Annotated in this window: 16 protein-coding genes and 1 pseudogene; 8 read left to right on the top strand and 9 right to left on the bottom strand. The window is 65.7% G+C overall.

Translation table 11 applies throughout. The annotated features are described in order from the left end of the window. Positions 1-19: 19 nt before the first annotated feature. The 3 genes and pseudogenes from AC1ZV1_RS09680 to AC1ZV1_RS09670 all read left to right on the top strand — a co-directional run. Positions 20-748, top strand: a pseudogene (locus tag AC1ZV1_RS09680) (PAS domain-containing protein); the annotation flags it as partial. Between the two features lie 9 nt (positions 749-757). Next, the gene (locus tag AC1ZV1_RS09675) at positions 758-1336 is read left to right on the top strand and encodes a methyl-accepting chemotaxis protein (RefSeq protein WP_484297534.1); all 579 of its coding nucleotides are present in this window, start codon (positions 758-760) and stop codon (positions 1334-1336) included. Positions 1337-1449: 113 nt separating this feature from the next. Continuing rightward, positions 1450-2565 (top strand): PilT/PilU family type 4a pilus ATPase, encoded by a 1116-nt coding sequence (locus AC1ZV1_RS09670; RefSeq protein WP_484296514.1) that lies wholly within the window; start codon positions 1450-1452, stop codon positions 2563-2565. A gap of 176 nt (positions 2566-2741) precedes the next feature. On the opposite strand, the gene AC1ZV1_RS09665 is transcribed toward AC1ZV1_RS09670, so the two are convergent. Next, positions 2742-3974: an SGNH/GDSL hydrolase family protein gene (locus AC1ZV1_RS09665; RefSeq protein ID WP_484296513.1), complete on the bottom strand. Its 1233-nt coding sequence runs from the start codon at positions 3972-3974 to the stop codon at positions 2742-2744. 105 nt (positions 3975-4079) lie between these two features. Here AC1ZV1_RS09665 and AC1ZV1_RS09660 point away from each other — a divergent pair, with 105 nt between their 5' ends. Continuing rightward, a complete protein-coding gene (locus tag AC1ZV1_RS09660; RefSeq protein WP_484296512.1) occupies positions 4080-4988 on the top strand; it encodes a LysR family transcriptional regulator in 909 nt (302 codons plus the stop codon). 99 nt (positions 4989-5087) lie between these two features. Then, positions 5088-5639, top strand: a complete 552-nt coding sequence (locus AC1ZV1_RS09655) for a hypothetical protein (protein WP_484296511.1) — start codon at positions 5088-5090, stop codon at positions 5637-5639. Here the strand turns inward: AC1ZV1_RS09655 and AC1ZV1_RS09650 are convergent. Both AC1ZV1_RS09650 and AC1ZV1_RS09645 read right to left on the bottom strand, forming a co-directional pair. Then, positions 5636-6541: a YihY/virulence factor BrkB family protein gene (locus AC1ZV1_RS09650; RefSeq protein ID WP_484296510.1), complete on the bottom strand. Its 906-nt coding sequence runs from the start codon at positions 6539-6541 to the stop codon at positions 5636-5638. The two genes, AC1ZV1_RS09655 and AC1ZV1_RS09650, sit on opposite strands and share 4 nt — an antisense overlap. Positions 6542-6696: 155 nt before the next feature. Then, the gene (locus AC1ZV1_RS09645; protein ID WP_484296509.1) at positions 6697-7131 is read right to left on the bottom strand and encodes a PGDYG domain-containing protein; all 435 of its coding nucleotides are present in this window, start codon (positions 7129-7131) and stop codon (positions 6697-6699) included. Between the two features lie 222 nt (positions 7132-7353). On the opposite strand from AC1ZV1_RS09645, the gene AC1ZV1_RS09640 reads away from it, so the two are divergent. From AC1ZV1_RS09640 to AC1ZV1_RS09630, 3 genes are all read left to right on the top strand, one after another. Further along, positions 7354-7791 carry a hypothetical protein gene (locus AC1ZV1_RS09640; RefSeq protein WP_484296508.1) on the top strand — a complete coding sequence of 146 codons (438 nt, stop codon included), beginning with the start codon at positions 7354-7356 and terminating at the stop codon, positions 7789-7791. A 10-nt stretch (positions 7792-7801) separates the two neighbouring features. Continuing rightward, positions 7802-7993 carry a hypothetical protein gene (locus AC1ZV1_RS09635; RefSeq protein ID WP_484296507.1) on the top strand — a complete coding sequence of 64 codons (192 nt, stop codon included), beginning with the start codon at positions 7802-7804 and terminating at the stop codon, positions 7991-7993. A 74-nt stretch (positions 7994-8067) separates the two neighbouring features. Continuing rightward, on the top strand, positions 8068-8196 hold the full coding sequence (locus tag AC1ZV1_RS09630) for a hypothetical protein (protein WP_017516671.1): 129 nt from the start codon (positions 8068-8070) through the stop codon (positions 8194-8196). Positions 8197-8366: 170 nt separating this feature from the next. On the opposite strand, the gene AC1ZV1_RS09625 is transcribed toward AC1ZV1_RS09630, so the two are convergent. From AC1ZV1_RS09625 to AC1ZV1_RS09600, 6 genes are all read right to left on the bottom strand, one after another. After that, on the bottom strand, positions 8367-9203 hold the full coding sequence (locus tag AC1ZV1_RS09625) for an aldose epimerase family protein (protein WP_484296506.1): 837 nt from the start codon (positions 9201-9203) through the stop codon (positions 8367-8369). 180 nt (positions 9204-9383) lie between these two features. Further along, positions 9384-10742, bottom strand: a complete 1359-nt coding sequence (locus tag AC1ZV1_RS09620; RefSeq protein WP_484296505.1) for a carbohydrate porin — start codon at positions 10740-10742, stop codon at positions 9384-9386. 69 nt (positions 10743-10811) lie between these two features. Further along, complete coding sequence (locus tag AC1ZV1_RS09615) at positions 10812-11972, bottom strand: ABC transporter ATP-binding protein (RefSeq protein WP_484296504.1); 1161 nt, start codon at positions 11970-11972, stop codon at positions 10812-10814. Between the two features lie 11 nt (positions 11973-11983). After that, a complete protein-coding gene (locus AC1ZV1_RS09610; RefSeq protein ID WP_484296502.1) occupies positions 11984-12829 on the bottom strand; it encodes a carbohydrate ABC transporter permease in 846 nt (281 codons plus the stop codon). After that, a complete protein-coding gene (locus tag AC1ZV1_RS09605) occupies positions 12822-13748 on the bottom strand; it encodes a carbohydrate ABC transporter permease (RefSeq protein ID WP_484296501.1) in 927 nt (308 codons plus the stop codon). The genes AC1ZV1_RS09610 and AC1ZV1_RS09605 overlap by 8 nt, the downstream gene beginning before the upstream one ends. 101 nt (positions 13749-13849) lie before the next feature. Further along, a complete protein-coding gene (locus AC1ZV1_RS09600; protein ID WP_484296500.1) occupies positions 13850-15112 on the bottom strand; it encodes an ABC transporter substrate-binding protein in 1263 nt (420 codons plus the stop codon). Between the last annotated feature and the right edge of the window lie 192 nt (positions 15113-15304).

The raw sequence follows: 15304 nt of genomic DNA, 5'->3' as shown, positions 1-15304 counted from the left end.
CACTAGAGAAAGCCCACGCATGTTCAACTCGCGTTTGAAGCAGGAGCTGGCCGCCCTGCGTGAAGAACTCGCCTCCGTAGAGGAGATCCGCGCCAGCCTGGACGAGGAGATGCTCGTGCTGTTCCTCGATCCCCGAGGGCGCATCGAGTCGGTGAACGCCAACTTCGAAAAGGAGATGCTCCACCGCGGCGAACAGCTCAAGGGCCGAGCCCTGCTGGACCTGATTCCCGATCACGTGCGCGGGCTGGACTTCCACCTGAAGGTGAAGCACGCCATCGAGCGCGGCGAACACCTGGCCGGGGTCATCCGCCTGCTGCGCGGGGATGGCGAGGAGGCCTGGCTGCGCTCGATCCTGCAGCCGGTGCACAACAGTGCCGGCGTGATCCAGCGCTTCTCGATCTATGCCAGCGACCTCACCCGCACCATCGAGAACTCCCGCGAGCACGAGAACCTGATCGAGGCGCTGCAGCGCTCTACCGCAGTGATCGAGTTCAACCTGCAGGGCGAGGTGCTCAACGCCAACGACCGCTTCCTCAACGCCATGGGCTACAGCCTGCCACAGATCCAGGGCAAGCATCACCGGATGTTCTGTGAGCCCTCCGAGTACAACTCGTCGCAGTACGAGGCCTTCTGGGCCAAGCTGCGCCACGGCGAGTTCGTCACCGGCCGCTTCAAGCGCATCGACAACCGTGGCCACGAAGTCTGGCTGGAAGCGTCCTACAACCCGATCATCGACGCCCACGACCGTCTCTACAAAGTGGTGAAGTTCGCCACCGTGATTACCGAGCAAGTGCACCGTGAGAACGCCGTCGCCCAGGCAGCGACCATTGCCTTCGATACCTCGCAGACCACCGACGACAGCGCGACCAAGGGTGCAGCCGTCGTGCAGCAGACCGTGGAAGTGATGCGCGAGCTGGCTGACCGGATGCAGGAAGCGGCGCAGGGCATCGAAGCGCTGGATCGCCAGTCCCAGGCCATCGGCGCGCTGGTGCAGAGCATCCGCAGCATTGCCGACCAGACCAACCTGCTCGCCCTCAACGCCGCCATCGAAGCCGCCCGCGCGGGCGATCAGGGGCGCGGTTTCGCGGTGGTCGCCGACGAGGTGCGCCAGCTCGCCTCGCGCACCAGCGCCGCCACCGAGGAGATCACCCGCGTGGTCGAACAGAACCAGCACCTGGCCGGCCAGGCGGTGGCGATGGTCGACCGCGGCAAGCAGCAGGCGGAACTGGGCCTGGAACTATCCGGCCAGGCCGGCACGGTAATCATCGAGATCCAGGACAGCGCCCAGCGCGTGGTCAACGCCGTCGGCCAGTTCGCCAATCAGTTGTCGACCTGAGGTGCTTCCCTGCGGCACGTCAACACGGCGTGCCGCTGCCTTCCCTAGGCTCCCGTCCGGCATTGCAGCTAGGCTCAATGCAGAAGCGCCCTCTCGCCTCTAAGGACGGTCCCATGAGCAATACCCCCCTCCCCGACGTTATCGATTACCTGCGGCTGCTGCCCGAGCGCGGTGGCTCGGACATGTTCTTCAGCGTGGGCGCACCGCCCCACCTGAAGGCCGAGGGCCACAGCCAGCCGGCGGACCAGCGCGTGCTTCAACCGGGAGAGGTGAAGACCCTGGCCAGGCAATTGATGTCGCCAGCCCAGGCCCAGGACTTCGAGCGCGACCTGGAGATGAACCTGGCGCTGAGCGTGCCGGACGTCGGGCGCTTCCGCGCGAACATCTACTTCCAGCGCGGCGAAGTGGCGATGGTGGTCCGCCTGATCAAGCAGGTGATTCCGGACGTCACCGCCCTCGGCCTGCCATCGATCCTCGACAAGCTGGCCATGCAGGACCGCGGGCTGATCCTGGTGATCGGCGCGGCCGGCGCCGGCAAGTCGACGACCCTGGCAAGCATGCTGGACTTCCGCAACCGCCACCGTTCAGGGCACATCGTCTGCATCGAGGACCCCATCGAGTTCCTCCACATGCACAAGAAATCGATCATCGACCAGCGCGAGGTGGGCCTGGATACCCACAGTTACGAGGATGCGCTGCGCAACGTGCTGCGCGAGGCGCCGGACGTGATCATGCTCGGCGAAATCCGCGATGCCGCCACCATGCAGCACGCGCTGCACTACGCCGAAACCGGCCACCTGTGCGTCGCCACCCTGCACGGCACCAGCTGCCGACACGCCATCGAGCGCATCACCCGCTTCTTCCCCGACGAGGCGCGCCCGCAGGTGCTGGCCGACCTGTCGCAGAACCTCCTGGCCCTGATCGGCCAGCGTCTGGTACCCGGCAGCCACCAGCGCCGCGCCGTGGCGGTGGAGCTGGTGCTGGGCACGCCACACATCCGCGGCATCATCCAGCGTGACGAACTGCCCGAACTCAAGGGCGCGGTGGAGCGCGCGCTGGAAAGCGGCATGCAGAGTTTCGACCAGAGCCTCTACAAGCTGGTGGAGGAAGGCCGGGTAAGCGTGGCCGATGCGCTGAAGTTCGCTGATTCGCGCACTGACCTGGCGCTGAAGATCAAGCTGGAGCGCGGCATGGACGACGACAGCGTCGGGCCGGTGTTCGGTAGTTGAGTAGACCCGGCTGCTTTTCGTAGGAGCGAGGGGGGACGCCCAGTTCTTGCTCGCGAACACAGCTCACCGGCGGGCACGGGGTAAAGCGGTTCGCGAGCAAGCTCGCTCCTGCAAGTTGTGGTGCGTGGACCTTGCAGGAGCGGGCCATGCCCGCGATCAGCGTCCGCTGTGACTTTCTACAGGACACCCTTGAGCAACGCCTCGATATCCACGCTCTGCGCCATCGCCCGGTTACCCGCATCGTTGGGATGCAGGTGGTCACCACTGTCGTAGGCCGGCAGCAACCGTAGCGGATGCGCGGGATCGCGCAGGTGCGCATCCAGGTCCACCACCCCGTCGAACTCGCCGCTCTCGCGAATCCACTGGTTCACTCGCTGGCGCAGCACTTCCTTGTTGGCCGCGTGGTAGTTCTCGATGGGCGACCCGGTGAGCGCACGCTCGAATGGCAGGAGGGTCGCGCCGACGATACGCACGCCGCGCACATGGGCCTGGCCGATCAGTTGCCGGTAGCCGGCGATCAGGTCCTCGTACTGCACCAGCGGATTGTTCGGCGCAAAGGTGCTGCCGGGCCAGGAAATGTCGTTGATACCCAGCAGCACGATGGCGACCTTCACGCCCGGCTTGCCCAGCACGTCGCGCTGGAAGCGCACCAGGGCGCTCTGCCCCATGCCGTCGGAGAGCAACCGCGCGCCGGAGATGCCGGCATTGATCACGCCTGTCCCACGGGGCGCCAGGCGCTGCGCCAGCACGTCCGGCCAGCGCTGGTCGCCATCGAGGCTCGCACCACGGCCGTCGGTGATGGAGTCACCCAGTACCGCCACGACCGGGCGCGGCTCGGGAGTTTCCACCAGCACATCGGCGAGGAACAGCCGCGCCTCCATCTTGCCGTCCGCCGGCAGTTGCGCCGCGTCGAGCTGCTCGCCCGACGCTCCGTAGACACGCTGCTTGCCGTCCCAGTGGAAGCTTGCGATGGCGGTCGGTTGCGGCAGATAGATCGACACCGCCAGTTCGCCCAGTGACGGCACGGACAGGTCCAGCGGATCGCTGAGCAGCTCAGCGCCCGGTGCGATGTAGGCCGTGGGCTGGCCGGCGAACGTCAGCCGCCGGCTCGGCCCGGCCAGCCGCCCGGCCGGCGCCGCCAGCGCCACGGCCGCACCGCCGATGGCCACCGGCTGGCTGCCATAGGCGTTGGACAGCACGATGCGCATGCGCTGCCCGCCCAGGCTGACCTTTACGGTTTGCCGCAACGTGTGATCGCCGATCACTGCCGGCACACCCAGCGGCAGCGGCACCTCCGTGCCCCAGGTACGTTGCGGGCTGGCGCTCCAGGTCGCCTGCCAGTGGCCTTCATCGGCCTGCGCCAGCGGCAGGACAAGGGCGATCAGGGCGGCGAGCAGCAGTCGGTTCATGGCATTCCTCGGTTTCGGTGACGGGTTGGTCACAGGCTGGGCCATTCCCATTCACAGCGGTAGACGGCATATTTGAAGACCCGTCATTCGATAAACGAATAGGACATGGATACGCTCAAGGCGTTGCACTGTTTTGTCCGCGCCGTGGAACTGGGCAGCCTTTCCGCCGTGGCCCGCGAGTCCGGCAGCAGCCAGCCGACGGTGAGCAAGACCATGGCCGCGCTGGAACGGCAGGTCGGCGCACAGCTGCTGATCCGCAGCACTACGCGTGTACAGCCCACCGAACAGGGCCGACGCTTCTACGAGCATGCCCGGCAGACCCTGGAAAGCTTCGCCGAAGGCGTCAGCGAGGCGCGTGGCGAGACCGAGCACGTCCGCGGCCGCCTGCGTGTCAGCGCGCCGGTGAGCCTGGGCGTGCTGCGCCTGAATGCGCTGCTGCTGGAGTTCATGCAGCGGCATCCGGACGTCGAGGTGGAACTGCTGCTCAATGACCGCTTCGTCGATCTCGCCGAGGAAGGCATCGACCTCGCCCTGCGCCTGGGCGGCGAGCTACCGGAGCAACTGATCGCCCGTCCGTTGGCCCGCTCGCCACGTTACCTGGTGGCCGCTTCGGCGTGGCTCGCACGCCAGCCCAGACTGAACCAGCCCGAGGACCTGCCACTGGCCGACTACCTGCGTTTCGCCTGGCTCGACGCCGGGCAGAACCTGCTGCTTCGCCACGCCGACGGCCGCGCGCTGAACCTTGCTACCCGCAGTCGCTACACGGTGAACAGCTCCCTGGCGATCCGCGAAAGCTACTGCCTGGGTGCCGGATTCGGGCTGACGCCGGCCTGGCTGGTCGCCGACCTGCTGGCCGACGGCAGCCTGCAGCGTCTGCTCCCGGACTGGCACGGACCTACCCAGGAGGCCAGTCTGCTGTATCCTTCGCGCCTTTTCCTGCCGGCCCGGACCCGCGCGCTGATCGATTTCCTCATCGAGCGCCTGCCGCGCCTGCCCGGTTTCGAGGCCCTGTAAGCCCCTGGTGAAGCGCAGCGACTATGCTGTTCGCCATTGAGCAGAACCGGCGCGCCCACCGACCGGTCGAACCCTGACATTCGCTCCCGAGGGACTTGCATGGGCAAGCAACACCTACCTTACGTGCTGGCCACCCTGGCCCTGCCATTGCTGCTGGCCGGCTGCTCCACGTCCGCCCGCAACCCGTGCGATGAGCCGCTGAGCGGCGAGACCTGCCGCCAGGAGCGCCTGCTCTACCAGAACGACATGCTGCAGGCGAAATTGCTGATCGCCAGTGGCGACCTGGCCAACTACGAGCTGGCCGAGGCGCTGCTCGCCCGCTCCCTCGAGAAGGACGTACGCGGCGAGGCGAGCTTCTACATGGCGCTGCTGAAGATCAAGGAAGGCCCGCAAGTCGACGAGGTGCTGGAGCTGCTGGACAAGGCCGCCGACGCAGGTCAGCCGTACGCCGTGGCGCTGCTCTACAAGATCTGGTCGGAGCCCTTCCTGGTGGAGCAGGCCGACCCGCAGAAAGCGCGGCAGTACCTGGACGACTACGCCAACCTGGACGTCGCCAAGAGCGGTTACCCGTCCTTCGAGAAGGCCACCGCGCTGGTCAACTCGCTGCTCAGCGAACCACCCGCCGTCGCCGGCCAGGCGGTACAGCCCTAGCCCTCGTCCGGCACCGGTGCGGCTGCCGCGAAGGTCTTCTCGCCTTCGTCCTTGCCGTGGGGCAAATGGTGTTCGATCACCGCGTTGAGCTCCGCGCCCAGCAGCAGCACTGCCGACGAAATGTAGAAATACAGCAACAGTACGATGATCGCGCCGACGCTGCCGTACATGGCGTTGTAGTCGGCGAAGTTCTTCACGTAGTAGCCAAAGCCCAGGGACGCGGAGATCCACAGCACCACGGCGAGCACCGAGCCGGGCGTGATGAAGCGGAACTTCTGCTGCACGTTGGGCGTGACGTAGTAGATGATCGCCACCGCCATCATCATCAGCAGCACGATCACCGGCCAGCGCAGGATGCTCCAGAGGATCACCACGAAATCCTCCAGGCCCACCTTGGCGGCAATCCAGCCCATCACCTGCGGCCCCAGGATCATCAGCGCGGCGATCAGCATCAGCATGGCCACCAGGCCGAAGGTGTAGAACAGCGACAGCGGGATGCGCTTCCACGCCGGGCGCGCCTCGCGCACGTCATAGGCGGCATTGAGCGCGATCATCAGCGAGCGCACCGCCGCCGAAGACGACCACAGCGCCACCACGATACCGATGGACAGCAGCCCACCCTGGCGCTGCTGCAACTGGTCGATCACCGGATTGACCTGCTCCAGGGCCTGGGCCGGCAGCACGTAGTCGGCCTGCTGGCGGAGGAAGTCGAAGAACTCCGGCAGGTGCAGGAAACCCAGCAGCGCAATGAGGAACAGCAGGAAGGGGAACAGCGAGAACAACCCCTGGTAGGCCAGCGCGGCAGCGTAGGTGGGCATCTCGTCGTCGAGAAACTCCTTCAGCGTCAGCCTGATCAGTTTCCAGGGCCCCAGACTGAGCCCGCGCATGTCCATGAATCGCATCCCGCACCGTCCTCCCGATGAGCGTCCCGCCCGCCGGCGGCTGCAGGATGGACCCGCGCAACGCCGGCAAAGTTGCAACAAAAGCGCGACGCAGAGCGCCCGCCAGGACAGACCATAGCCGCTGGCGGGGCGTGGAGGCCAGCGTGGGGACGGTTTCAGTCGGCCAGGCGATAGACCTTGGCGAAGCGCTCGGCCTTCACCACGCCGTAGTCGCCGGGGGCGTACTGCATGACCCAGTCGCCGGCCGCGCCGGTCAGACGGTCGCCGCCCATCGAACGCAGGAGGGAGAAGGGTTCATCCATGCGCCGGGCCAGCACCGGGCTCGGGATGTTGCGGTAGACACCCGGCTCACCGTGGGCGACGGATGCGTCAGCGGGCCGGTATTTCGGATCGAAGCGCTCACGGGAGACGACCCAGCGCTCGCCCGTTGCACCGCTGATGATCGCGTCGCCAACGGAATAGCGGTTGGGACCTTCGAGACTCATCAGCTCACCGGGCGCGGCAGCGAATTCGACGGTGACGGTTTCGTCCTTCACCACGCGTTGTGCAGCGGGGTCGGAGCGGAGGTCGAGTTGGGTCAGTTCGATCATGGCGGGAGAGCAAACCTGCGGTGAAAGGGGGGAGATGGCCGTGCGCAAGCCTACTCGCAAAAGAATCGCCGGGCGAGCAGCCAGCGGCCGGCGGTGCTCTACACTCACAGGCCATGAGCGCGCCATCAGCCTGTTCCCGGTCGAACCCGTCCAGGCCCTGGCTGTCGCACCTGCTGAACCCACGCCATCGCAGTACTCCCATCAGCCGTACAGGAACCTCCCATGCCGTTTGCCCGACTCGCCCTGCCCCTCCTGTTGCTCAGCAGCCTTGCCGTCCACGCCGACGACTCCCCTGACGAGGCGAAATTCCTCAAGGAATCGGCGGACTATTTCGACCAGGTGACCAAGTCCAACCTGCCGCGTCAGGTGGACAAGGTGACCACCCTCAACAGCGTGCAGCTCGACCCGGCGAAGAAGATGCTGTATTACCGCTACGCCATCGCCAACCTGCGCCTGGACGCCATGGACCTGGGTGCCCGCGCCAAGTTCGAGAACGGTCTGAAGAAGCAGCTCGAGGACACCACCTGCCAGCAACCCGACTTGCTGCAGCGCTTCCGCGAACACCACCTGAGCGTCACCCATGAATACACGGGCAGCGACACCAAGCCGCTCGCCAGCATCACCATCGACCCGCAGTCCCTGAGCTGCGCCAAGACCTGACACGTCACCGATGAAGAGCCGAGCCAATTACCACCAGGAACACGCCCAGCGCGCCGAGGCCGACGCCCAGCGCCTGCTGGCCGAGCGCGATAGCCTCGGCAGCCGCTGGCTGCCCTGGGTGGCCAGCGAGTTGTACCAGCTGAGCCCGCCGCACTACGCCAACATGGTGCGCCGCGAACTGGAGCGCCTGACCGCCGGCTGAACGGCCGCGCCTGTCGAGACTATGCTGAAGCTGTCAGCTCTCGGCCCGAGGGCATCCCGTTGGAGGAGAGGCTCATGAAAGGTCTCGACGCGAAGAAACAAGCGAAGAAGAAGCCGCTGAAAACCGCGCATGAAAAACGCATGGCCAAGCGGCAGAAGAAAACCGGCAAGTCGCTGCTGGGCACGCCTCAGCAACCGTCCTGAGGGCGCAACCCTCGTCTTGCGGATGGCCTCGGTGAGGGGCTGTCCGCTCACCTCTCTCCCCGAGACGCTGCAGGAGCTGGCCATGCGCGTGACCGCGGGCATGGCCAGCTCCTGCAAGTGTGTTCCAATGCGCCGCCCAGGCAGGTAAACGTGCGCGAAACCGATTCTGGTCAGACCAGCCCGGCGCGCAAATTCAGCAGCATCCGCTCGCCCTGGGCGAGGATCAGACCGCCCGCGCGATAACCGGCGGCGCCAATGCACAGGAAGCGTTCCGCCTCGCCCGGCTCCACCTGCTCGACCGCGCGACTGCCCGGGTGCCAGATGACGCTGCCGGCGCTGGTGTTCTTGTCGATGCGCAGGCGGCGTTGCCAGCCGGCATCTTCCAGGACCAGGGAACCCGTGTTGTAGAGCACCTGCTTGACCGCGCCACGCGGCGCCCAGGTGTTGGGCAGGCCGCTGGCCTTGCCTTCCAGCTCCATCCCGTGGACCACCGAGCGACGCAGCGAGCCTACGCGCCAGTACGGCTGCAGGGCGAAGCTGAACAGACAGTCGCTGTCATCCTCGTGGTAGCTGGAGAGTTCGATGTCCAGGTCCTGGCCCAGGCGCGCTTCCAGGCGCACGTGCCAGTCCTCGATGTCCAGTTGCCAGCTGACCACCACCTTGCTGTCGTCGGCCCAGGCATCGAGCATGCGCCACTCGCGCTGGCGCGCCCAGCCGTGCTGCGGCCAGTCGGCTTCCACCGGGTGGCTGCCGAACCAGGGCCAGCAGACCGGGATGCCGCCGCGGATCGGCGCGGTGCTCAGGCTCGGCCACTGGCTCGAACACCAGAGCAGCGGACGCGCACCGCGCGGCTGGAAGTGCAGCAGTTGCGCGCCCTGGCGGCTGAAGACGGCCTGGCACTGCGGATGATCGATGAGCAGCAGGTCGCGACGCTGGAAGCGCACCCAGTCGAAGGGGCGCTTGCCCCGCATGGAATGAAAAAAGCGCTGCAGCGGATGCTCGAGCATTGTCCGGATGTCCTGATCCAATCCCTGCCCGGACATTCCGGGGCGTGAAGATCTCTGTAGTTTCACTACATAGTATAGAAAAGGCCGCGATTCTAACCGCAAAGCCTAGTCAGACGCAGCGCCCGCGCCAATGAAAAAAGGCCCGTCGCAAGGACGGGCCAGGTTCGCACCCGGGAGCAGTCAGAAGCTGGACTGGATCTTCAGGCCGGCCACCACGGCATTGTTCACCTCGTCCACCCCGCCCGGATGGCGGATGTACTGCAGGTTCGGGCGCACGGTGAGCCAATTGGTCACGTGCACGCCGTAGTACAGCTCGGCGTTGTACTCGGTGTCCTGGATGGGCTGGTACAGCGGGTTGTCGTAGTCGTCGATGCCGTTGACCTGGTTGGCCAGGCGCTGACGATCCTGGACATCGTCATTGACGTGGATGCGCGCCACGCCGAAGCCGATGTCGTCCTTGGGCCGCGCGTCAAACGGGCCTTTGTAGACGACGCCGAGTTGCTGGTAGTTATCGACGGTGTTGGTGGCCTTGTCATGCACGGTGAAGTTGGCGAACAGGCTCAGGCCGCGGGACGCATCACCGTTGTGCGCGGTGACCTGCTGCTGCGCCACTACCCACCAACCGTGCTTGCCACTGTGGCTCTTGGCCGGCTCGCCGGTGAGCGCCTGGGGGTTGCCGTTGACGTCGTCGTACACGTCGTCGGCCTCAGCGGTGCTGTAGTAGTAGCCCAGACGGTATTCGCCGGGCAGTTGCTGGGCGCCGACCCTGGGCATCCACACCAGTTCCACCGGCAGGATGGTGCCCTTGGTGCCGCTGCCGTTGAGCTTGAAGCCGTTGCCGGTCTCAAGATTCGACGGGTTCTGGTTGTAGGCGCCGACCTGGGCGTACCACTGGTCATTGAAGTTCCACTTCACCCGGGCGGCCCACTGGCTGACCGGCCAGTTGTACCAGATGCCGCCGACCCAGTTGCCCACCTGCGAGCCGCAGAAGGCCAGGTTCTGGAAGTCGCAGGGGAAGCTGTTGAAGTCCTCGCCCTCGCCGAAGCGGCCGACCTTCACGTCCAGCGCGCCGTCGAAGTACTGCTGCTTGATCCACATCTGCGTCAGGCGCCAGGTCTGGCCGCGGCCCCAGACTTCCTGCACGGAGCTGAACTGCCCGGCGCGCGGGTCGCTGATGCGGTCGTTGGAGAGGTTGCGGCCGCTGCGCTCGGTGACCGTCAGCTGGAACTCGGTGGCGTCCCAGCCGAGGATTTTCTGCAGGTCCAGGTGGGTGCCCAGGGCGAACTGGTCGGAGTAGCGCGCGGTGGTGTGCTGGTCGTAGCCGCCGCCCAGGTTGCTGGCGGCCTCGCCGACATAGTCGAGCTTGAAGTCGTAGCCCTGCTCCAGCAGTTCGGTGCGCTTGCCGCCCCAGTCACCCAGGCCCCACTTGGACTCGGATGAAAAGGCATCGGCAGCGTGGGCGACGTTGCCCACGCAGCCCAGTGCGAGCAGGCAGCCCAGGGTTCGTGCTGCAGGCCGGTTCTTGTTGTTCTTGTGCATCTCCAGCGTCCTCGTTGTCGTGGTTTCTAGCGTAGTTACAGGCAGGGGTTGTTACAGGCAGGGGTTGCTTCAGGAATGCTTCTGCCGCGCCAGCGGCGTCACCTTGTTCGCACCGTCGCCGCGGGGCTCGGCGCGGAGGCGCTCGCCGCTCTGCGCGTCGAACAGCAACGCCCGGGTTGGATCGAAGCGCAGCTGCAGGGATGAGCCCGGCTGCGGCGCCTGGTCCGGCGCGAGGCGGCAGCAGACCTTGACGCCGTTGAGCGTGACGAAGGCCAGGGTGTCCGGGCCGGTGGGCTCGACCACCTCGACTTCGGCGCGCAGGTCGCTCGGGCCGTTGGCACCATCCAGGGCAAGCTGCACCTGTTCCGGGCGCACGCCGAGGATCAGCTCGCGGCCTTCGATGCCCCCGACATCCAGTTGCAGCGACAGCTCGCAACGGTCCTGGCCGCTGTCCAGCAGGCCAACCAGCCGCCCACCCTGCTGCTGCACCCGGAGCGGGATGAAGTTCATCGGTGGCGAGCCGATGAAGCTGGCGACGAACAGGTTCGCCGGGTCGTTGTAGATCTGCTGCGGCGTGCCGAACTGCTGGACGATGCCGTCCTTCATCACTGCCACCTTGTCGCCCAGGGTCATGGCCTCGATCTGGTCGTGGGTCACGTACACCGTGGTGGTCTTCAGGCGCTGGTGCATCAGCTTGATCTCGGTGCGCATCTCCACGCGCAGCTTGGCGTCGAGGTTCGACAGCGGTTCGTCGAACAGGTAGATCTTCGGCCGCCGCGCCAGCGCCCGGCCCATGGCCACGCGCTGCTGCTGGCCGCCGGAAAGCTGCGAAGGCTTGCGCTCCAGCAGGTGCTCGATCTGCAGCAGCTTGGAAACCCGCGCCACCTCGGCGTCGATCTCGGCCCTGGGCAGCTTGCGGATCTTCAGGCCGAAGGCGATGTTCTCGCGCACGCTCATGGTCGGGTACAGCGCATAGGACTGGAACACCATGGCGATGTCACGATCCTTCGGGCTCATGCCGCTGATGTCCTGGCCATCCACCAGGATGGCGCCGCCGGTCAGGTTCTCGAGCCCGGCGATGCAGTTCATCAGGGTGGATTTGCCGCAGCCGGAGGGGCCGACCAGGATCAGGAACTCGCCCGAATCGATCGACAGGTTGATCGATTTCAGGGTGTCCGCCAGGCCCGCGCCGTAGGACTTGTGCAGGTTGTGCAGTTCAAGGGTGGACATCGGTGCTTACCTCAACCTTTGACGGCGCCGGCAGTGAGCCCGCGCACGAAGTACTTGCCGGCCAGTACGTAGACCACCAGCGTGGGCAGCGCGGCAATCATCGCGGCGGCCATGTCGACGTTGTATTCCTTCACCCCGGTGCTGATATTCACCAGGTTGTTCAGCGCCACGGTGATCGGCTGGGCGTCGCCGCTGGCGAACACCACGCCGAAGAGGAAATCGTTCCAGATCTGGGTGAACTGCCAGATCAGGCAGACCATCACGATGGGCGTGGACATCGGCATCAGGATGCGCAGGAAAATGGTGAAGAAGCCGGCGCCGTCCAGCCGCGCGGCCTTCACCAAGGCATCGGGAATCGCCACGAAGTAGTTGCGGAAGAACAGCGTGGTGAAGGCCAGGCCGTAGATGCAGTGGACCATCACCAGGCCGGTGGTGGTGTTGGCCAGGCCGAGCTTGCCGAGGGTGAAGGACATCGGCAGGAGGATCACCTGGAACGGCAGGAAGCAGCCGAACAGCAACGCGCCGAAGAACAGCTGCGATCCACGGAAGCGCCACATGGACAGCACATAGCCGTTCATGGCGCCGATGAAGGTGGAGATCAGCACGCCCGGCACGGTGATCTTCACCGAGTTCCAGAAGTAGTCGCCCACCGCGCCCCAGGCCTTCACCCAGCCAATCACGGTAAAGACGTCCGGCAGCGCCAGCAGGTTGCTGTTCCTGATGTCCTCGGGCGACTTGAAGCTGGTCAGCAGCATCACCAGCAGCGGGATCACGTACAGCGCCACGGCGCCCCAGAGGGTCGCGTGCACCGCCAGGCGGCTGAAGCTGAGGGCGGGTTTGAGGGTCGCGTTAGTCATGGCGCTTGCCCCGCAGTTCGGAGTACAGGTACGGCACGACGATGGCCAGCACGGCGCCCAGCATCAGCATCGCGCTGGCCGCGCCCAGGCCCATCTGGCCGCGGGTAAAGGTGTGGGCGTACATGAACATCGCCGGCAGGTCGGAGGAGTAGCCGGGCCCGCCGGCTGTCATCGCAGCCACCAGGTCGAAACTCTTGATGGCGATGTGCGCGAGGATCATCAGCGCACTGAAGAACACCGGGCGCAGGCTAGGCAGGACGATGCGCAGGTAGATGGTCGGCAGGCTCGCGCCGTCCACCTGGGCGGCACGCACGATGGCCGGGTCGACTCCGCGCAGGCCAGCGAGGAACAGCGCCATGACGAAGCCCGAGGCCTGCCACACGGCGGCGATCACCAGGCAGTAGACGACCCGCTCCGGGTCCACCAGCCAGTCGAAGCGAAAGCCGGTCCAGCCCCAGTCGCGCAGCAGCTTGTCCAGGCCCAGGCCGGGGTTGAGCAGCCATTTCCAGGCGGTGCCGGTGACGATCATCGACAGCGCCATGGGGTACAGGTACACCGTGCGGATGAAGCCTTCGCGGCGGATGCGCTGGTCCAGCAGCACTGCGAGGAACACCCCGAGCGCCAGGCAGACGCCGATGAACAGGCCGCCGAACAGCAGCAGGTTCTTGCTCGCCACCCACCAGCGGTCGTTGTCCCACAGGCGCAGGTACTGGCTCATACCGGCCCAGGTATAGGCCGGCATGAAACGTGAATTGGTGAAGGACAGCAGCAGCGTCCAGCCGATGTAGCCGTAAACGCAGACCAGCACCACGAGCATGCTCGGGGCCAGCACCAGCTTCGGCAGCCAGGCCTGCAGTGCATCGAGCAGCGAAGTGCGGGGGCTGGCTGCAGGAGTGAAAGTCGGAGATCGGGTCGCCATCTGCTTTCTCGAGGATGAGTGAGCCCACCCGGGCTGCCGTGGCGGCCCGGAGTCGTTCTGTCGGAAGAGAGACCGACTCCGCGACGGAGCCGGCGAGCGCCTTACTGCGCGGCAGCCTGGATGGCGGCGCCCAGTTGCTGCGCGGCCTTCTGCGGGTCGGCGGCGGGGTCGTTGAAGAAGTTGGTGACCACGTCGAAGATCGCGCCCTGCACGTAGCTGGAGGCAGCCATGCTGTGGGCCATGCTCGGCACCAGGTTGTTGCTGGCGGAAGCGGCCTTGAAGTCCTTCATGGACTGCTGGGCGCAGCTGTCGAAGGGCGTCATGTCGACGTCCAGGCGCACCGGGATCGAACCCTTGTTCAGGCTGAAGTCCTTCTGGAAGGACGGGTCGAGCACCGCACGCGCCAGGTCTTCCTGGGCCTTGCGGTTCTCCGCATTGCTCAGCTTGAACATCACCAGGGAGTCGATGTTGTAGTCGAAGGCCTTCTGCGTGCCCGGGAATGGCAGGCACTGGTAGTCCTTGCCCGCCACCTTGCCGGCGGCGGTGAACTCGCTCTTGGCCCAGTCGCCCATGATCTGCATGCCGGCCTTGCCGTTGATGACCATCCCGGTGGCGACGTTCCACTCGCGGCCGGCGGCGTCGGCGTCGACGTAACTGTGCAGCTTCTTCAGCGCGGCGAAGACGTCGGCCATCTGCGCACCGGTGAGGGTTTGCTTGTCCAGCTCGACGAAGGCCTTGCGATAGCCCTCCGGGCCCATCTTGCTGAGCACCAGGTTCTCGAACAGCGTACCGTCCTGCCAGGGCTGGCTGCCATGGGCCAATGGCGTGAAACCGGCGGCCTTGAGCTTGTCGGCGGCGGCGAAGAGTTCATCGAGGGTAGTCGGCGGCGTGGCGCCTGCCTTCTTGAAGACATCCGGGTTGATGTACAGCCAGTTCACCCGGTGGACATTGACCGGCACGGCCACGTAGTCGCCCTTGTACTTCATGATCTGCGCGACTTGCGGGGGCAGCAGCTGATCCCACTTGCCTTCGGCGGCGACATTGTCGAGGTCGGCGAGCAGCCCCAGTTCGCCCCACTCCTGGATATCCGGCCCCTTGATCTGCGCAGCGGCCGGCGGGTTGCCGGAAACGGCGCGGGTCTTCAGCACGGTCATGGCCGCCTCGCCACCGCCACCGGCAACGGCGAAGTCCTTCCAGGTGTGCCCCTTGGCCTCGACGAGTTTCTTCAGGGTTTCGGCGGCGCGCTTTTCACCAGGAGACGTCCACCAGTGCAGTACTTCGACTTCACCGGCGTGAGCCAGCGTTGGGGAGAGACAGAAGGAGGAAAGACAGATGGCGGCCGACAGGCGACGGATCGCATTCATGGGGAGCACCTTGTTCTTGTTATTGGAGGCAAGTCTGCGCTTGCGATGGTCCGAGTCTATCCAAGGCATCTGGCCCTCCGGGTAACGAAGCGATGGTTGATTGTCACGAGGTGGTGACATTGGGGTGGGTTGAGCGTCGGGAAAATTGGGGATTGAAAAGCGTCTTGGAGCATTTTTTAAGCCTCTGCATTT

This window comes from Pseudomonas sp. BB438 (genome assembly GCF_057180225.1).
This window is presented reverse-complemented; position numbering and strand designations above follow the sequence as displayed.